Annotated in this window: 11 protein-coding genes; 3 read left to right on the top strand and 8 right to left on the bottom strand. The window is 44.0% G+C overall.

Translation table 11 applies throughout. The features are described 5' to 3' along the window. A partial coding sequence (locus H524_RS17420) for a hypothetical protein (protein WP_027939265.1) occupies nt 1–591 on the top strand: 591 nt, incomplete at its 5' end. Nucleotides 592–677: 86 nt separating this feature from the next. Here the strand turns inward: H524_RS17420 and traF are convergent. The 7 genes from traF to H524_RS0103760 all read right to left on the bottom strand — a co-directional run bounded on the left by traF (nt 678) and on the right by H524_RS0103760 (nt 13,246). Then, entirely contained in the window at nt 678–1,349 is a 672-nt protein-coding gene (gene traF, locus H524_RS16360; protein WP_169726125.1) for a conjugative transfer signal peptidase TraF, read from the bottom strand. A gap of 1,471 nt (nt 1,350–2,820) precedes the next feature. Next, a complete protein-coding gene (locus H524_RS0103785; RefSeq protein ID WP_027939264.1) occupies nt 2,821–4,020 on the bottom strand; it encodes a porin in 1,200 nt (399 codons plus the stop codon). A gap of 696 nt (nt 4,021–4,716) precedes the next feature. Then, on the bottom strand, nt 4,717–6,234 hold the full coding sequence (locus tag H524_RS0103780; RefSeq protein WP_027939263.1) for a TolC family protein: 1,518 nt from the start codon (nt 6,232–6,234) through the stop codon (nt 4,717–4,719). A 247-nt stretch (nt 6,235–6,481) separates the two neighbouring features. Further along, nucleotides 6,482–7,522 (bottom strand): dTDP-4-dehydrorhamnose reductase, encoded by a 1,041-nt coding sequence (gene rfbD / locus H524_RS14150; protein ID WP_052338894.1) that lies wholly within the window; start codon nt 7,520–7,522, stop codon nt 6,482–6,484. 249 nt (nt 7,523–7,771) lie between these two features. Then, a complete protein-coding gene (gene pepT, locus H524_RS0103770; RefSeq protein ID WP_044121426.1) occupies nt 7,772–9,058 on the bottom strand; it encodes a peptidase T in 1,287 nt (428 codons plus the stop codon). 549 nt (nt 9,059–9,607) lie between these two features. Beyond that, nucleotides 9,608–11,941, bottom strand: coding sequence for a MacB family efflux pump subunit (locus H524_RS17840; protein WP_052338893.1), 2,334 nt, complete (start codon nt 11,939–11,941; stop codon nt 9,608–9,610). Nucleotides 11,942–12,055: 114 nt separating this feature from the next. Next, the gene (locus tag H524_RS0103760) at nt 12,056–13,246 is read right to left on the bottom strand and encodes an efflux RND transporter periplasmic adaptor subunit (protein WP_044121425.1); all 1,191 of its coding nucleotides are present in this window, start codon (nt 13,244–13,246) and stop codon (nt 12,056–12,058) included. A gap of 459 nt (nt 13,247–13,705) precedes the next feature. Between H524_RS0103760 and H524_RS16350 the strand changes: the two genes are divergently transcribed. Both H524_RS16350 and H524_RS0103740 read left to right on the top strand, forming a co-directional pair. Next, nucleotides 13,706–15,199: a class I SAM-dependent rRNA methyltransferase gene (locus tag H524_RS16350; RefSeq protein WP_027939260.1), complete on the top strand. Its 1,494-nt coding sequence runs from the start codon at nt 13,706–13,708 to the stop codon at nt 15,197–15,199. Between the two features lie 542 nt (nt 15,200–15,741). Continuing rightward, a complete protein-coding gene (locus tag H524_RS0103740) occupies nt 15,742–17,175 on the top strand; it encodes a DNA cytosine methyltransferase (RefSeq protein WP_084281641.1) in 1,434 nt (477 codons plus the stop codon). Between the two features lie 426 nt (nt 17,176–17,601). On the opposite strand, the gene H524_RS0103735 is transcribed toward H524_RS0103740, so the two are convergent. After that, the gene (locus H524_RS0103735; RefSeq protein ID WP_027939258.1) at nt 17,602–19,638 is read right to left on the bottom strand and encodes an MATE family efflux transporter; all 2,037 of its coding nucleotides are present in this window, start codon (nt 19,636–19,638) and stop codon (nt 17,602–17,604) included. Between the last annotated feature and the right edge of the window lie 1,064 nt (nt 19,639–20,702).

Below are 20,702 nucleotides of genomic sequence, written 5' to 3'. Positions count from 1 at the left end.
GATCATAAAGATACTGGTACTAGAGATCATGTAGCCGAATCCAAACCAAGTGCTGTGATCTCAACGCAAAAACAGGATCATAAAGATACTGATACTAAAGATCACGCTGCCGCATCTAAACAAGGCTCTGTAGTCGCAACAAAAAACCAGAGTCATAAAGATACAAAGAAGAGTAAATCCCATGGTTCCGTATCAAAACAAGGAACTGTATTCTCAACAGGTAAGCATGAGCATAAGGATGGTCATAATCAACCTAAAGTATACATAGCAAAGCGACCAACTATATTTTCCCAAAGTCAAAAGGGTGGCCCAAGTCCATACAGTAGTTTTATGCCCGCGCCAGGTACTGCCTTTGAAAAAAATGAGTGGGATCGAAGTCTAAATAAGGCTCCATATGTTCTACGTAAGATACTGACCCCATTTATGTTACATAAATGGCCTGCCCCCGAAATTAACCACAAGGTTGGTAACAAGACTTTCGATGCAGCTTGGCCGGCTAGGAAAACTGCTATTGATTTGCGTGCTGATGAAAAATACCTATATCAAGGTTGGACTGTGTATTCTTCAAAAGACATTTTAAGAAATACATAGTCTTATATCATGATCTAATCATCAAACATGATTGGCTAGGCCTTATACGGTACCAGCATATATAAAACAATATATGTTTGGTACCATTAAAAGGTAAGCACAGGGTTTAAAGTACCTACTACGTATCTGCTTGGGATTGGGCCGTAATAGCGGCTATCAAAGCTGCCCGCATAGTTGTTTAGGAGTACAAGCTCATCTTTAGGCAGCACCATGTCCTGCAGTATCACAGGCATTGGGCGGCACTCTCCATCCATTGCATAAGGCTTGCTGTTCTCAAGCAAGCTACCATTGACGAAAATGCCTTCTGAGGTAAATCTAACCTCATCACCAGTAACAGCCTGAATATACTTTCCCACAGGCGCATAGCCACCCTTGCACTTGCCGCTGGCGATGTAATTGCGCTCATAGGCAAACTTAGCTACCTCATCTGGCAGGCACGCTAATACGAGCATGCCACGCTCTAGGCTATAGTCACTAGCTCTCTGAGCATAGCTGTCTGCCACCGCACTTTCACCCATGCTAAAGCTATCAGCTAAAGCAGCCGTGTCATTACTATCTGTAGCAGCCGTTTCACTACTATCTGTATCCGCCACTGCACTACCATCCAGCATAGCATCGCGGTTATCACTAAAGGCAAATGGGTTGAGGCCTGGCTTATGGATATAGGTAATTTTATACAGACCGTAAGGCAATGACTCGGACACATTAAAGTACAGCTGAAAATAACTGAGCGCAGCATTCATGGCTAGGCTTGCCACGAAGATAACTCCAGCCAAGACTATAAAGACCTTGCCTACAGTTGACCTTAAGCGCTTAGAATGTGCGCTTTTGAGCTTATGGCTGTGGCTTGAGCTTGTGCTTCTGCTTGAGCTTGAGCTTGTGCTTGTTGAATGACTATCTGTGACTGCTGAGGCTTTGGGGGCAAGGTTAGTTGCAAGCTTAAAATTAGAGACAGCCTTTGAACGTATAAATGGTCGATGTTGGTAAAACTTGGCGTTAAGGTGAGATTTGCTGCTTTTACGCGGTGTCAAAATCTTGAAGGGTGATTTAGAGGAGGTAAGCATTGATGCACTCTATGAGGAGGAAAGCGCACAGAACTTCGATTTGCCTTGCCAGGCTTGTATTTTAGGAGAATAACATCTCTTTAATATCAGGCAGCGTGATTAGCCTTGTGATTCGATGTTGCTTATCGGATCAAGCGCAATCTACCAAACAAGTCTACAAATTGAAGATATCTTCTATTTGGGATAGAGGTAGAGCTGTATTTGGAGTAAATGCTGTCGGAGTAATACATACCAACAGTCTAGTAAGGAAATGATCAAACCACTAATCAAAAAGATCAGTTATACCCATCAATAAAATGACAATGGAGTTTGAAGCACAAATCGAAGTTCTCAGCTTATATAGTTTAACATGCAAATCTTATGACAACATATGCAATACATCAATTCTTATTGACACATTTTTACAAGTAGCTAAGGTCAAAGTTATCAAATAGCTATATACAGCCTATATATCACCTCAATTCATGGCAATTGAAGAGAAGTTCATTCTTAAAAAGCGAATCATCTGCCACGACAAAGATAAAACATATCTAACACAGCAATCGTGTAAACACGCTTGCCCGTCTATTTATTAACACGGCAGAACTTGCCAAGCTAGCAGATATAACTTTTATTTAGCATTAGAGGCAATTAATACGGCTGTAACTTGCTACCTCATATCTTATTGGCATAAGAGAACTGCAGAGGATTGTGTACAGATGGATGAGATTGGGCACAATTAACAGTGAGTTAAGAGTGGGATGAGTAAAGTGCAGAGGTATCTGCTCTTGGAGGGGTATTAGTGCTTGTATAAAGTTAGTTATAGCTAACTATATAAGCAAAATAAAACAGACCGAAGTCTGTTTTATTTTTTAAGGACATCATCTAGACCACTAAAATACAGGGTTTGCACTGCCTAGCAGTGCTATTGCGCCATGGATGGCAATGACATAGCATTTACGCTCAATTCCATCCCTGGCACGAGTCGTCACCCTGCTTGTTGGGATAGAGAATGCGATCTAGTCGCGGCAAGCATTGAGCAATGCTAAGTAGCTCGCCCTGTATTAATCGTTTCTTAATGAGCAGCAGGGGTATAGTCTGCTGCTCCATAGGTTTTCGTTGATAAACCTTAAGGACAGTCTGTAACACAGACCGTTTTAACAAATCGGCTTAAACCGACCTGTTATTAGAACTGATAACGGATACCAGCGGAGAATACGTTCTCGTCGAACTTCACACCGCCCTTGATAGTGCCATCAGGCTGAGGCTCGCCGCCAGTGAGAACCTGGAAGTTCTTGCCATTTGCATCCTTGGAGTCATCAGTGCCAGCGTCGAAACGTGCCTCAGCCCATACGTTTACCTGTGGGTTGAGCTGCCAGTTTACATATACAGGAACGGTCTTAGCCTCAGCCTTATCAGCGTCATCCTTATATTCCTGGACTAAGTAGCCAGTACGTGCAGAAATGCCGTTAGCAAATGAGTAGCCAACTACAAACTCATAGCCAGTTACAGAGGTGTTGTAGCTCTTATCGTTTGCACCGATACCATTTACGTCAAACTCACGCTCGTGGTAAACAGCACCAACATAAGGACCTAAGTTTAAGGAACCCCATGATAAGCCGATTGCATACTGATTGTATGAATCATAGAAGTGATTGTTGCCAATCTTGTTAGCGGTTGAATCTGCAAACTCAACCTTCTCGTAACCAGCGCGAACAGCGATTGGACCAAATACAACATCTGGAGAGGTGTAGCCAGCAGCTAAAGATACGCTGTAGTCTAAGTCAGCAGACTCAGTAATCTCGCCCTGTGCATTCTTTAAGCCGTAGGCACCATCTACGTGCTCACCTTCGTTAGCGAAACCGTAGGAAACGATAGCATCAAAGCCATAGCCTGCCCAGCTGTACTGTAACATGGACTTACGCTTGTCATCGTTACCAGCTAAGCCATTGCAACCCCAGTCGTCGAAAATATCGGTCTGGCTGATAGCGTACTTGATAGCAGGCTCGAAACGACCAAACTTAACCTGACCAGCCTGAGCGAAGTCTAAGCCAACCCAGAGGTAACGAGCTGAGAATGAATCCTTTTCGTCGCCGTCAGCAGCGTCCCACTCCATCTTAGCAAAAGCAGCGATGTCGCCGTAAACCTGGGTACGCATGTCTACGCCAAGACGACCAGAAGTCTTGACAGTTGCGTTCTCATCAACACCCTTACCATCGCGGTTATCGAAAGAAACGCCAGCCTTGTCGGAGTACAGAACTGACTGAACACGGCCGTAAACAGCTAAAGAGGTGCCGTCCTTGTCATAAACGGTAGCGGCAGAAGCGGTTGAAATTGAAGTAGCAGCTAAAGCAGCAACAGCTAAAGCTAAAAATGACTTCTTCATAATTTTTATCTATCCCAATTATCTTATAAAAAGAAAGTGTGAACGTGTTCTGTTCACGTGAGACACTATACCACTATTGAAAGAAAAATTTGCCACTATGACCAATTGAGTGACATAGCGTTTAAATTCACGAGCATGGTTTCAAAACCAACTATTACATAAACCGCTTATATTTGGGATTTAAAGGTACTTAAGCGCCGCTTATATACACAAACATTATTGCCATAAATGGCCATTGATGCTTGTATGACAACCATCGGTTTAACGTAGATTTTAGCCAAATCTTACAAAGCAAATTACGTTTAGCATGGCTATAAACGGCTTATACATCAAGTTTGTATCTTGTATACAATCAAGTTTCGTGGGGTTCCATAAAAATTTGTGATGTAACGCAAATTTTTGACATCATTCATGACAGCAACGCCTTTTTAATGTCAATAAAAATGCTTTTGACTGTCTAAAGTTCCCTGGTTGCACATTTATGTTCCATGGCTGTCACAACTTGGGCACAAGAGTGCACGATTTTTGATGTCGAAACTCTTTATTTTTAACTCACATCTGCACACACATATTGCTACTTTGTAACTCTTTATTTTTAGCTCACAGTCACGCACATGTTAGTGCTTTGTAACTCTTTATTTTTCGCTTACATCGACACACATGTTGGTGCTTTGTAAGTCTTTTTATAGAGCTTGTTTATCTTTGGGCTGTAGTGTCGTGTACTTTTTGGGCGGCATTTAAAGTTTGTTGAGGGTTGATGGTGTCCTGTAGTTGATTCTCAAAGGTACCGCCGCCTACTGCAGTCATGAGTTTGATAGTGGCAATTAACAGATCTTTGTGAGCCATAAGGTTCTTGTTCTTGGCACTACGGAGACTGTCTGCAGCATCTAAGAGCTCACTTAAGGATGCTCCACCTAAACGATAGCGCTCTTCTATGCGCTGGTAATTACGTTCGGTGAGTTCTAATTCCTGTTTGTAGCTGTTAAAGAGCAAGTCTTGATTGCTCAGCTCATTAATTCTGTCTGAAACTTCTTTTACCGCTGTAATAAAGCCATTGGCAAAGTCTAGTCGAGCCTGATCCTTTTTCACCAATGTTCCCTCCCTTTGTATAGAGAGCTGATTGAAGTTCAAGAAAGGAAAGGTAATCACAGCACCAAGGGCACCGACGGGATCGGTAAAGAATCTAGTTAATGAAGTAGAGTCAGCACTGTTAAGTCGTGCAGAGATATTAAACTGCGGATAAAAGTTGCTAGTGGCTTCATCTGTATCAGCATAGGCTGCTCTCAACTTAGACTCATATGACCTCAAGTCTGGTCTCTGCTTTAATAAAGCTGATGGAATAACGGTAGCTACTTTTACCTTGGCAGCTGAGTACAAGGCATCAGCTTTTATGTCTTTTTCTGCGTCAATCTCTGTAAAACGCGAGGCTAAGGCATTAAGCGCATTACGTGCTGCGGTAAGTGAATATGCAGCGTTATAAACAGCTTGTTCGTTGATCTTGTGATTGACCATGGCTTGATCATACTCAAGACCATCAGCAGCGCCCTGCTTAAGCATCTCACTAATGAGCTCTAAGCGCTTTTGAGATGTGGCTAGCTGCTCTTTGGCCAACTTAAGATTCTCTATGGCATACACATAATTCCAGTAATACTCAGCCGTACGTTCAATAATGGTTAAACGCATGGCTTGGTAATCATACGCACTTGCCTTGAATCTCTCATAAGAGGAACGAGACTGAGCGCTCAATCTGCCAAAGAGATCTAACTCATATGAAAGTGAAAGACTGCTATTCGAGCCTTCCATAGTTTTCGAGCTCTGACTTAAATCCTTAGTTGCAGAAGCTCCTAGAGATGCTGATGCATCAGGATGATAATTGGTATTCGTAAGCTGCAGAGCAAGCTCGGCACTTCTAAGGTTGTTATATGCAGTAATGAGCTCGTAATTATTGGCAAGCACCGTCTCAATCATCATGGTGAGCTTGTCATCGCCAAAACCTTTATAAAAGTCATATTCAAGATTTGACTGCTCGGACTCGCCTGTCAGCGCCCGCTCTCCTTTAGCAATGGCTGATACCTCATTATTGATGCTGCCGTAGCTTGCAGGCGCTTTAAGTTGCTCTTGGTACTCAGTTTCCATAATTGAACATGAGCTAAGCAAAACACTACTTAAGAGTAATGCTGCTTTGCTAGCGGTTGCCTTGCCTTTATTTAGCATGTTCACTCCTTTGGAAAACCAATACATCCACTGTTCACCACAGCTTGCTTTGCCTTAAACAAAAGCGTTAGTTGCATTATTGCTGTTTTTCTATAGCTAGAACTTAGAATGGTCTTATAACAATGCAAAACGGTCTGAGCTGAGGTATTAGGATTATCCTGAACCAAGGCGTCAGACCGCTGTTATGGAGCAATCTTAAGTAAATTGTCGTGATTGCTTTTTTTCAAATACTTAAAGTGCTTGTTGGCTACTTAGCTTCGTCTGCCTCTGCAACCTGCTCTACTTCGTTGCTATTTTGTTGTTCTGACCAGAGTTTTTCGAGAGATTCTTGGTCATGGAAGATTGGAGCAATGGTGCTGAACTTATGGTCGTAGTTATCAATAGGACTCAGTCCTTGACGTTCACGCTGATAGCTTTCGATTACTGCTGGTAAATAGGCTTCCCATAATGGAGGTTCAATAGCAAAGACCTCTTTAATCTTTTCACAGCTAAGGCGGCTATCAAATGGACGCTTGGCTTTGGACTTAAACTCTTGACTACTGATTGGCACAACCGAGACCTCATGAGGGATAGCCTGCATCTTGATTGCATGATCGAAGATAACTCTAGCAAACTGATCCCAGGTAACTGCGTCAAAGCCACAGTAGTGATAAATGCCCCACTCATTAAAGTCTTTGTCATCAAGAAGTCTATCTGCAATCTTGGCAATACAGTCTGCTAAAGATTGGGCTGGCGTTGGATTACCTAATTGATCGCACACTACAGCAATCTCAGTTTGCTCTTGTGCCATGGTCAGCATGGCCTTTACAAAGTTGCTGCCAAATCTACCGAATATCCATGAGCTTCTTAAAATGATGTACTTGCACAAAGAGTTTTGTACATAGGTCTCACCCTCAATCTTGCTCTTGCCATAAATGCACTCAGAGTTTACTGCGTCATCTTCATTATGAGGGTAGTTCTTATCATCATCAAAGACGTAGTCAGTTGAAATATGGATAAGCGGGATGTCATTGGCGTGAGCTGCAATAGAAAGATTTCTTGCACCAATGGCATTAACGTTATAAGCCTGAGCAATTTCTTCTTCAGACTTCTCTACGTTAGTAAAGGATGCTGCATTGATAATCAGATCAGCTTGGCTCTCTTCAATAGCACTGAGCACAAAATCTTTATTGGTGATATCTAAAGTACTGTGATTAGCTGAGACAACCTTATGTCCTTTCTTGAGTAGCTCAAACTCAATCTCAGTTCCAACTTGTCCTTGAGAACCGGTTAAAAAGATTGTTGCCATGCTTATATATCCGTGAACAGCTACTACTTATGATCCCTCAAGCGCATGCATGAGGTTCCCACCTTTGCTTATGGGCATTGCATCAGGCGCTGCCTACTAACTTATTACAAGCTAGTCACATTAACAGCTTGTGCCTGAGTACATCACAAGAAAAGAAAGTGTTTTAAGCTAGCCCAGCTTCGCACGCTTTTGCATGGTAGTGGGCTAGTCTGTACTAAAAGTTTAGGCTTACCTTACCTTTAGTATTTATTACTCTGACTTTTGAGATTTGTCGTCTTGGCCTAAAGCCACTAACTCAACTAAAGCCTTGGTTACCTCAAAGCTTGCATGCAGTGAAGGCACTGGCAGGCACTCGTAAATACCGTGGCAGTTAAGAGGGCCGGCGAAGATATTTGGACATGGCAGACCACGGCAGCTTAAGTTAGCACCATCGGTACCGCCACGCACCTTCATCTCAGTAAGCTTGATATTGGCACGATCAAATGCAGCACGGCAGTAGTTTACGATGGCAGGTGACTCTTTAAGTACAGTCTCCATGTTCTCGTACTGCTTAACAAAGATTGCCTCACAGGAACCTTGGCCATACTTCTCGTTAATCTTATCTACAGCCTGCTCAACAAAGGCATGACGACGCTCTAAGCCTTCCTTTTCAAAGTCTCTTAAAATCATCATTAGTTCAGCTTGCTCTACATTACCCATGGCATCATGCACGTGGTAGAAGCCTTGCTCATCTTTAGTAGTCTCAGGAGACTCCTCGTGAGGCATAAGGTCGATAAAGTCAGTCATCATTTTGATGGCGTTCTTCATCTTGCCGTAAGCAACTGCAGTATGTACTACCTTGCCATGGAAAATGATCTTGGCACCTTCAGCATTGAAAGTAGCAATGTCTAACTCGCCACGCTCGCAACCGTCGATGGTTACAGCAAAGTCACAGTCAATAGTCTCAATATCCAGGTACTTAGTAGATCTGCCAATCTCCTCATCAACTGAGAAGATAATGGTGATTGGGCCGTGAACAATACGATCATCGGCAAGACGCTCAGCTAAGTGCATGAGCACAGCAATACCTGCCTTATCGTCACCGCCTAATAAAGTAGTGCCATCGGTTACAACAATGTCTTCGCCTAAGTGGTTGGCAAGCTCTGGTGAAATGTTGTGATCGATAATGGCACCGCTATCAAGCTCAATACCCTCGCCTTTATAAGCAGTAACTAAAGAAGGCTTTACACCATCTGATGAAGCATCAGGAGCGGTATCTAAGTGAGCAAGTAAACAGAGCTTCTCTTTATTCTCGTAGCCATTGGTAGCTGGAATACGGGTGATGATCACACCCTCTTTAGTCTGAATAGGCTTTAACTTAAGCTTAGAAAGACGGCTTAATAAGTGAGCGCCTAAACGCAGCTGACCAGCACTTGATGGCTTGTCTTGGCTAGTAAAGTCAGCACGGGTGTCGTAGTCTAACAGTCCTACAAACTGCTTGAGTAAATCATCTTCCTGAACCTTCAACTCCAGAGCTTTAACATCACCCTTTTGCATTTGCTTCCTTCCTGTTAGCCAAAATTAATGATAAACACCTAAGCGTATCAGCATCTTATTGCATCAAAGTTTACTAAAAGTAAGCCTTCTAGATTGCCCAAGCCTAGTTAACCTTTGAAAATCTTCATCTGCCAAGACTGCAACACGTCAGTCAGAGCTAGTACAAGATCGAGAGCATCCTATTATTCTAATCGATTGAGCCCAAAAGATCTTTCTTGTGATTTTTTATAGCCATTACAGACACGAAAAAGCCACACTTAATGAGAAACTGTAGCTTTTAGTAGTGACACTTTCTGTTACAGAGGGTATCTCAAAGTCTTAACTTAAGCTCTTAAGCTCCGAGGCCCGCGCTCATACCAAACTCAAACCAAGATCATACCCAGCTCATAGCAAGGTCATATCAATCTCAGGGCAAGAGCGTACTCAGTGCATACTACGCTCATGGAGAGCCTTCTCTATGAGCGGAGTAGCTAGTCAGAATGCAGAGCCTTCTCTATGAGCGGAGTAGCTAGTTTGATTAGATCATTCTTGCTTGATCTTGAGTTAGTGTTACTCGCGGGCTAAGGCATCAATTGGATTGAGTCTTGATGCCGAGCGTGCTGGCATAAAGCCAAAGACAATACCAATTACTGATGAGGTCATTACTGCAGCTATAACTGATGTTAGTGAGTATGACAGTACTATGTTTGGCGCAAAGTGCATGATGAGGTGGCCTGCAATATATGACAGGACTACGCCTAAGAGACCACCAATGAGACATACCATCACCGCCTCAATTAAAAATTGCGAGAGGATGTCTCCACGTCCTGCGCCCACAGCCATACGAATACCAATTTCTTTGGTACGCTCAGTTACTGATACGAGCATGATGTTCATAACACCAATACCGCCCACCACCAAAGAAATAACAGCAATAGCCGAGATCATTAAGGTGAAGGTACGGGTAGCATTTTCAATTGACTTCATAATGGTATCTGATGATTGCATAAAGAAGTCTTCTCTACCATGACGTGTCACCAAGATAGACTTGATGGCATTCTCTGCCACTGGTGCTGCAAAGCCATCGTTAATTCTAAGCACGATAGACGACAAATAGTTTTGGTTTACTAAGCGCGTCATTACCGATGTATATGGTACGAACACTGTTGGATTAGTGCCACGAATTACCCAAGAGTCACTCTTTGCTAGTACTCCAATAACTCTAATTACCACCTTGCCAATAATGATGGTCTTCCCAAGTGGGTCTTCAGTAGCAAAGAAAAGCTTGGCAGTGTTATCGTCAATCACACCAACCTGAGCGTTACTCTTAAGCTCTATCTCGTTAAACAAGCGTCCTTTTTTGAGCTCTAAACCATAGACCCTAAACATCTCACTTGAGACACCTTGAATCGTGGCATTGGCCTCTTTTTGTCCACGTCTAAGCAAGGCATTGGTTTGCACCGTGGCCGATACCGAATCGACAAATGGCTGTCCTTGCAGTGCATTTAAGTCACGCGGTGTCAGCGTCTGTATGCGTCCTCTTCTAACATCACCCATTCTTTGTCCTGGATAGACAGTAATGGTGTTAGTGCCCATAGCTGCAATGTTGGAAATAATCTGCTCTGATGCACCACGTGCTAGCGCCACCACTGTTACCACGGCCATAATGCCAATGATAATACCAAGCATGGTCAGCAAGGTACGCATACGATTAGACAGCATGGCTCTATAGGCCATCACAAAGGCCTCTTTGAATCTGTCTGTATAAGCATGCAACTTAAAGAGCCATGGATTACCTTTATAGCCATAAGCAAATAGAGTATCTGCAGTCTCTTGACTACTCGTGCTTGTTGTAGCTGCAGTGGTGTTGGTAGCTACTCTGGTGTATTGCTCATTGCTCTCGTCATGACTTGACGCATGCATGCTACGATCATGACTGGACGCATGCTTGCTAGGATCATGACTTGACGCATGCATGCTAGGAGCAATACTTGCCTCATGCATGACAGGAGCATGGGTTTGCGGTTCATGGATGCTTGTTGGATTGCCGCCTTGTGCATTGGCGCTTGACTCATCATGACTTGAGACTTGCTTGCATGCTTGTGTGTCTTCATTGGAGCCATCCATATGCAGCTCAAACTTGGCAGGATGTTCATTGATGACATCGGATGTGATATTGCCATCTTCAATGGAGATAACTCGCTTGGCACAAGCGGCGATGCGTGGATCGTGAGTAACTATGATGACGGTATGGCCTTGTGAGTTGAGCTCTTGCAAGGTGTTCATCACATCACGGCCTGACTTTGAATCAAGCGCACCTGTAGGCTCATCGGCCAAAATAATACGGCCACCATTCATCAGTGCTCTTGCAATCGAGACACGCTGTTGCTGACCGCCTGAAAGCTGCGCAGGACGATACTCAGAGCGATGTGAAAGACCTAAATCCTCAAGGAGCTTAAGCGCCCGCTCATCACGCTTTTTCTTAGGAACACCTGCATAAACCGATGGAACTTGTACATTCTCTCGTGCACATAAATGACCAAGTAAGTGGTAGCGCTGGAAGATAAACCCAAAGAAGTCACGGCGTAAGGAAGTGAGCTCATCATGCAACATATTGTGGGTATCTTTACCCATAACAAAGTAATTGCCTGAGCTTGGGGTATCCAAACAGCCAATAATATTCATGAGGGTAGATTTGCCTGAGCCTGATGGGCCAATAATGGCCAGCATTTCCCCCTTACGTACACTAAGATTAATGCCGTGCAGTACCTCTACTTCTGAATCTCCGGACATATATGCACGGCGTACATTTTTAAGCTCAAGCAGCACTTCAGAGCATACTAAGCGCTGATCTAATGACTCTGCGCTTTTATCAGATGAAGCTATCTTAGTTGAGAAGCCCATGATCTATCTCCATGCTCTAAAGATTGTTTAGTTTGCAAAAACACTACACTGCTTAACCAAAGCATAAAACTTGATTTTGCTTATATATCCAAAACTCATTTAGCTGAGTGTGCCTTAGTACATGCGTGGGCCACGTGTACGTGCCTTACTTGCCTTGCCGGCTGCAGAGGCCACATCCTCGCCAATAATGATCGGAGTGGAGGTATCAAAATCTTTAGATAAAATCTGCACGTACTGATCGTCACGTATACCTAATTTGACGCTTTGGGCTACAACCTCAACGCCGTCTTTAAGCTGATAAATGGTAGCGCTTCCATCAGCACTTTCATTTTGCACGGCTGCAAGCGGTACCACTACTGCTTGCTTGGCCTCAGCTACAGTAATCTCAACCTCAGCTGTCATATCAATACGCAATAAGCCCTCTTTGTTATCAACATCAAGCTGAGCGTTGTAGTAAACGGCAGTATCGGTTGATGATGCAACATTATTGTTGGTAGTTGCAGCAGATGCAGGTGCTGGATCTACAGATAAAAGCTGGGCATCAAAGTAACGACCTGGCAGACCTAGAATGGTAAAACGTGCCTGCATTGGAGGCTTTACCTTAACCACATCAGCCTCAGAGAGCTCTGCTTCTACCGTCATGGTCTCAAGATCGGCCATCTTTAAAATTGTTGGGGTTGACTGATTGGCGTTAACGGTTTGGCCCTCTTCAACAGGAATGGCATAGACGGTACCATCCATTGGAGCCACGATCTTGGTATAACCAAGATTAGTAGTTGCATCAGCAACAGAGACTACAGCTTGCTCATACTGAGCATTGAGCGAGTCGAGATCGGCAAGCGCCATTTCATAATCAGCAGCTGCCTTTTGAGCAGCTTGCTTGGAAGTAGCCTCAGTCTTTAACAGATTCTGTTGGCGAGTGTTTTCGGCCTTGTACAGGGTAATTTGGGCTTTCTTAGAACGAATCTGGGCCTTAATCTGCTTTTCTTGTGCTTGAGCACGGCGCAGATCGTTTTGCTGAATCTCAGGATCGATTTCCGCAAGTAAGTCACCTGCTTTGACCTTATCACCAGTGGCTACATAAATTTTCTTAATCTGACCTGAGACCTGGGCACCCACTTCAACTTGAGTCTTGCCACTAATCTTGCCGCTAGCAAATACCTGCTGACGAATATCTCTGACCTGAGCTGACGAGGTCATGTAGTTTAGCGGTTCTGTGCGCATGAAACGATACAGTGCATAAGCACTAAGCGCAAGGGCTACCGCACCAATGATGGCATACTTAATTGCCTTATCTCGTCTCATGTTTGTTTTCCTAATAATAAGCACGTATCACCAAAAGCACTGCTAAAACAAAAAATACTTTCACCATCATCAAAAGCATAGTGCCCACATCACTCAAAATATGGTGAGCACATAAAAATGCCTCTTAAGCCAAAGAGTGCTCCTGAAAATGCCCCATGAGTACAAGCCATGTCTTGCACATGCAAGCATAAGCTAAATACTCTGCTCATGCCTAAGCATACGATAAAGACTCTGCTCATGCCTAAACACAAAGCAAGCAAATGTCCATGCTTGACACTCAAATATGCGTTTAGCAGATGGTGAGCGCTAGTGTACATCTATTAAGATAGGCGAAAATGAGGAAGCTTAGATTTGTACAGCTCCATGCCTAATCCGCTATAAGAGGAAGCTTAGATTTGTACAGCTACATGCCTAATCCGCTATAATTAGCCGTTGGTTTTTAGTGCTGAGGAGAAGGTAATGATCTCTTTTGTTTTACATGCTGGACGTGAAAAGTCACTCTTGCGTCATCATCCATGGATCTTTTCAAAGGCAGTGGATAAGGTTTTAACTGACGCCAGGGCTGATGCTCCTGTCAAAGACAAAAAAGAGATTAAGTCAGGCACTCTCTGTCAGGTGCTCTCAAGTGAGCTTAAGTTCCTGTGCTATGCCCACTTCTCTCCATACTCACAAATCATGCTGCGTGCTATCTCCTTTAGACAAGAAGATCGCATTGATTACGACTTTATTAAAGGTCGTATTGCCAGCGCCATGGCACGTCGCGGAGCCTTAAAGATTCGTGGCGATCATGGCATTCGTCTTGTGTCAGCTGAAGGCGATTACATGCCAGGCTTGATTGTTGATCGCTTTAACAATGTCATCAGCGTTGCCATTTCTTCATCAGGCATGGAATCTTGCTATAACCACATCTTCCGTGCACTCCATGAGCTCAACCCTGATTGCTATCTTTATGAGCGCTCTGATGCCAAATCTCGCAGCAAAGAAAACCTCCCACTTAGAGCTGGCCTTGTTGACCCTGAGGATCTAAGCCCGGCCTATAACCTCAAAGACAAAGCTGGCAATGGCCTTAAAGACTCTAAGCAAATTACCTCAGTTAAACGTATCGTAACTGATGCAGATAGCGCATCACAAAGCGCAGCTGATAGCGCAGCTAGCTCATCTGATGGAGCTGCTAACTCATCTGTTGACGCAGCTAACGCAGCTGTTGGCGCTGCTAGCACCTCAGAAAACCTTGGCGAGCGCATTTCCTTAGATGAGGCTATTCCAGATACTCTCTTTGTGCTTGAGCGTGGCTTAGTTGAGATCCCAATTGACGTGAAGCATGGCCACAAGACTGGCGGTTATCTAGACCAAAGACAATCACGCTACCATACTTACGAGCTATGCAAGACCTTTAAGGCTCTCTCAGAAGATGGCAAAACTGGCCCTACCGTGCTCAATTGCTTCTCCTACACGGGTGGCTTTAGTCTACATGCGCTTAAAGGCGGTGCTAAGGCTGTCTTTAATGTGGATGTATCAGACAATGCCCTCAATGCAGCTCGTCAAGGCGTAGTGCATAACCACCTTGATCCAGGCCGCTGCAAATTTATCAACAAGGATGTCTTTGAGTACTTACGCCAAGAGGTTAAGAAAGGCACTAAGTTTGATATCGTGATCCTTGACCCACCAAAGTTTGCTGAGAACAAATCAAACTTAGTCTCAGCCTGCCGTGGCTATCAGGACATTAACCGTCTGGGTATGCAATTAGTCAGAAGTGGTGGTCGACTCTTAACTTTCTCTTGCTCAGGCCTCATGACCGAAGATCTCTTCCAAAAGATCATCGCCGATGCCGCTTTAGAAGCAAATGTTGAGGCACAGTTAGTCACCACATTACGCCAAGACATTGACCACGTTGTCTCTTTACCATGCCCAGAGACTTTCTACCTCAAGGGCTTTGAGATCCTGATTAACTAGCCTCCACCAGGTACCATCCAATGCACCAAAGCCTAACGAATGGCGTTAGGCTTTGGCTGCATACCAAGTCACACCGACTAGCTAAATCAATTGCAATAGCCACACGCGCATCATAAGACGAAGCTATCTAGGCATAGCTTATCAGCCGCCCCCAAAGCTTGCTGCAAGCATGCGCCAGCATAAGCTACCTTGCAGCCAGTATGCGACCTCATAAGCCACCTTGCTGCAAGCATGCGCCATCGTAAGCCACCTTGCTGCAAGCATGCGCCAACGTAAGCTACCATGCTGCTAGTATGTGCCATCATAAGCTACCTTGCTGCAAGCATCTACCCTCCAAGCTGCCTTGCAACTATTAGCCTTGGGCTTAGTATTGGTCGCTTGCTTGCTTGCTTTTAGTCATTGATACTCTGATGGTGATGCATATGATTATGTCCTTGGAAAGTGCTTATGAAGGTAGCTATCTTAGTGGGAAAAGGCGAATGCAATAATCGCGGTGTAACGCGGTGTTTGGCACATCGATATTTTTGACAGTGAATCACAGCATGGGACTAATACCTTTTAGCATCAAATTGCTGAGCAAAGGCAACAAATCCAAGCTCGACTTTTATAGCGAGTCTTTGAGCCATGCGCTAAAAGTAAGTCCCCTTGCTACTCGAGTTGATGCTAATGCGAGCCATGCACTAGAGAAGCATAGTAGTTGTGATGACGCTGCTTGCAGTGAATGTAATGAGCATAATGGTCGTGATGTGGAGAGCCAATATAGACCAGACTTTGCTGAGCAATTGGCCATCATCACTCATTATTTGCATCATGAAGGCACTGACTTTGTAAAGCCGTATGAGGCTGCAGCTTTAGCTTTAATTGATGGCTGTAAAGACTATGTTGAAGCGCATCGCGATAAGCGCTTTAAAAAGTCTTCCTTTAACAAGGACGCTCTTGATGAGCATGAGATGTTTAAAGACATCTATGCTGTACCTTTTGCCCAGACTAAAAATCCCAGCTTTACCTTTGTCGACCTGTTTGCAGGCATTGGCGGCTTTAGACTAGCCTTGCAAAATCTTGGTGGTAGATGTGTCTTTTCCTCTGAGTGGGACTATCACGCACGAGCAACCTATTTGATGAATTATGGCGAAATGCCTTTTGGGGATATCACTCAAGATACGGTTAAAGCTTTCATTCCTGACAACTTTGATATCCTTTGCGCCGGCTTTCCTTGCCAATCGTTTTCGCTTGCCGGTAAAAGACGTGGCTTTGAGGAGACGCGTGGCACGCTCTTTTTTGATGTTGCAAAGATCATCGAACTAAAACAGCCTAAAGCTTTTTTCCTTGAGAATGTAAAAGGCCTTACTAATCATGATAAAGGCAAGACGCTTAAGACAATCTTAAAAGTGCTAAGAGAAGATCTTGGCTACTATGTGCCTGATGTGCAGCTAGTTAATGCCCGTGACTTTGGTCTTGCTCAGCACCGTGAGCGTATTTACATCGTAGGATTTAGATCTGATCTAGGCATTTCGTCTTTTGATTATCCAAGCCCAACTGACTGTAGCAAGACAATTGCGGATATCAAAGAGCAAGAAGCGGTTGATAGTAAGTACTACCTTTCTCAAAAGTACCTCAATACCTTAATTGCTCATAAAGAACGCCACTTAAATAAAGGCAATGGCTTTGGTTATGAGGTCTTAGATGATGATGCTGTAGCTAATGCTATTGTGGTGGGTGGTATGGGACGCGAGCGTAATCTGCTTGTTGATAAGCGCCTTGCTACTATGAATACGCTTAGCCGCTACAAGTACGAAATCAATAGCGAGTATATTCGCAGCATGACCCCACGTGAATGGGCTCGACTGCAAGGCTATCCTGAGAACTTCATTATTGGCGTATGCAACCATGCGGCCTATCGCCTCTTTGGCAATAGCGTTGCGGTGCCTGCCATCGAAGCCACCGCCAAACAAATCCTCTCTAAACTAAACTTGTAAACAAACATAGCTGCTTGATATACAGCTTGCTTAGCTGCAGCTATAAATAACTTAAAGATACTGTGGACAACAATCTGCAAAGATAAGATGCATTCCCACTAAGACATGCATCTTAGAAGGAATGATATGCACTATGTGCATAGCAAGATTGTTTAACCTTTAGACAGCAACAACATGCAGTGAAACTAAAAAAGCACGCATGTGAGTGTTAACTCACATACATGCTTTGGGTTTACATACATTTTGAACGCGTGGTTTGTTTGAAATGAAAGTATCAAGGCCTTATGGCCTGAAACGATAAATCTCTATTCACAATGTTCAAGGCCAGCACGGCCTTAAGATTTGGGGTTGCAGCCCATGTTGGTGGGCAATTGTTAATTATGAACATGCATGTGACAGATGTGGCTCACATGCATGCGACGTGGATTAGAAACCCTGGCTAAAGTTGCTAGCGCTTGGGACAATTCTTTTCTTGAAGATATAGAGAAGACGCATACAGAGCATAATGGCAGCGGCTGATAAGGAGATAATAAAGCCAAGCCAGAAGCCCTCAGCACCATCTAAACCAATATCAACGTGACCATAGCCAAAGGCATAGCCAATTGGCATGCCGATTAACCAGTAAGCAACAATGGTTACGATGAAGATAGAACGAGAATCCTTAAAACCTCTTAAAACGCCAGTTGCCATAACCTGGAGCGTCTCTGGGAAGAAGAATACGCAGCAGTAAAGCATTAAAACTGGAGCTAAGAGTAAAACTTCTGAGTCATCTGAGTACCATGAAGCTACTAAGTCACCTGAGGTAAACAGGAAAGTAGCGCCAACACAGTAGAAGCTTAGGGCAATTAACACTGAACTTAAAGCACGTCTTCTAGCATGCTTCCAGCTGCTTGCACCCATTGCCTCACCAACTTCAATAGAAGCAGTAGAGCTAAGAGCAATTGGAACAATTGCCAGCATACCCGAGACGTTCATAGCAATGGTATGAGAAGCAACAATCACTGGACCGAATGGGGAAAGTAAGATTGCCACTAAGGAGAAACATAAAGTTTCAATCATACCTGCCACGCCTAAAGGTAAGGAGAGCTTTAAGAAAGCTTTGTACATACCCTTTTCAACTTTGAGCCACTTTTTAAAGATACGTACGTGAGCAAAATGCTTAGACTTACGTACATAGATCAGCATGCACAATGAAGTGATGTAAATGGTAAGAGCAGTAGCTACACCACAACCAACACCACCAAGCTCAGGCATGCCTAAGTGACCAAAGATGAAGATATAGTTAAGCGGTACATTTAAAGTAAGCGCCATACAGCCAAAGAAGAGAGTTGGCAGAGTCTTACCAAGACCTTCCCAGTAGGCACGTAACACGTTAAATAGAGCAAAGCCAGGCATAGCAAGACCAGTTGCAATTAAGTAGCCTTGACCAATGGCCACCATGCGCTGATCGGTTTCAGGAAACATCAGATATACCTGAGGTACTAACATGATGATGAAACCAACAATAGCCGCACAGCATAAGGTACAAACTGCAGCTACCTGCATACGCAAGGCAACTTTATCAAGCTCACCAGAGCCAACTAAGTTTGAAATTAAAGGGTGAATCGCTAGCGCCATACCCACTACAAACAGTTCAGATGGCCAGAATACCGAGCTACCAATAGCCACGCCAGATAACTCTAAGGTACCTGCTGCACCTGCCATCAAGGTATCAGCCACACCCATGGAAGTAGCAGCAAGCTGACCCATGAACAGTGGCAAGAATAAAGATAAGGTGTGAGCTATTTGCTGCAAGAATGTACGCTGCGGCAAAGCATTAGCCACAAACTGTACATCGCCCTTTTCTTTACCTTTAAGGCCGATAGCTTTAGCTGCTCTTTGAGCCACCGCCTCAATCTTCTTTGGCTTATCTGTAGCTTTTATACCCTCAGTACTTGCCTCAAGAATATTGGTATTACCTAGCGCATCTGCAGTTAGCGCATTAACACAAGCAACAGCCTCAGCAGTAATGGCAGTGTCACTCTTAGTCTTTACCATGTGTGAGTGCATGCTCTTAGCATCATTACTCTTGATTATATTGCTAGCCAAGTTTGCTTTTGCTGCAACAACAGCTGCCTCATGATCAATCGCAGCATCAGCTAATGCAGCCATGCATGGATCGCCATTGAGCTCTACTAAATCTGCAAAGGTACCTTCATTGCTCTTAGCTAAAGATGCCTTAACTGCCTCGCGTGTACGATCTTGAGCCTTGTTAGAGGCACTGGTGGCCTTAACTGAGTTAGCTGCAATTAAACCGCCCGCACCCGCCGAGTTATGCACAGGTGAGATAGTGCGCATTGCACGCGTAGCATCGTCATAGCTAAAGATGCGGCAGGATGCGCCCTCTTCTTTGGAAACACTAATAGTTGCGTCTGCTGAACAATAAAAATCTTTGTCAGCCTTACTTAATACAATCTTGCTCATACTTAACCTCCTTGTTTGATGCAAGTTGGTTAGCAAGCAAGCCTCTTTAGAATCAACAGTATTACTGTTGCTCTTTGAGCATGAACAGTCATTAACTGTTGCTCTACGCTAGATCTAAAGTCATCGCAATAGCACCCACTAATGTGAGGCATTCTTTATTCAATCTCATGACAGACACAACAGGATGTAATCCTTGAGTGTTATACCTGTTTAAGTAAACAGTTGTTCAACAGCAACAGTTCAACAACCAACCATATTTACCTATCCCATCAAAACCAAGCCATTTGGCAAAATGCTAAATCAACAGTTAACGCCAAATGCTAAGAACAAAATCTAAAGCCAAAAGCACAAGCTGTGTGCATGCGGGTACACATCCTCAGGGCAATAAATACCATGGGCAGCCGTAGCAGCAAGAAAACAGCAAGACATGAACAGGCATGATGAGTTTCATAACAGGATACTAATGCCATTGCCTACACAAACTTAGAGCTCACTATTGCTTGCTGTTAAGCCTAAACGAATGCTATGCGCCATCAGTACCTAAACTCACCTGCACACATAGCACATCTACGCACATGGGCAGAAATGCGGGGCAAATAATCACGACCATCGTGTCTATAGACAGCTACTGTCACAATGCCTTGCGCTCAGCTTTGCCTGCGCACAGCTTTCTATAGGCGCACGAGTAGCGTCATGAGTACTTAAGATAGCTCATCGCTTGTTAATGTTTGATTTTTATGAGGTAGGAGCGCTTTGCTCGTACTTAAACAGGCATAGCCGTGTACGAGATCGTGGGATCTAGTAGTTGAGCTTGCCAGCTAAGGTTGAGTTCAGACTTTTTTTTAAAAGCTGTACAAAGTGCCTTTTATACGGGTGCGGCATGAAGCCTAAGCCGACCTGACAATCACTATGATTGTCTGACACAGTGCACAGAGGCGCAGACACGGCCCGCAGCGGCGTAAGAAAGTATCGGTGAAGAGCGTTGTGCCGATATGCCGCTATGACGTAGGTCTATAGATACCGGATTTTCAAAAGAAAGTGAGTGTCAGGAAAGAGTACACTGA

It is taken from the genome of Anaerobiospirillum succiniciproducens DSM 6400 (assembly GCF_000482845.1).
GTDB lineage: Bacteria > Pseudomonadota > Gammaproteobacteria > Enterobacterales > Succinivibrionaceae > Anaerobiospirillum > Anaerobiospirillum succiniciproducens.
Note: the sequence above shows the minus strand (reverse complement) of the source record. Positions and strands in the feature narration are given on the sequence as shown.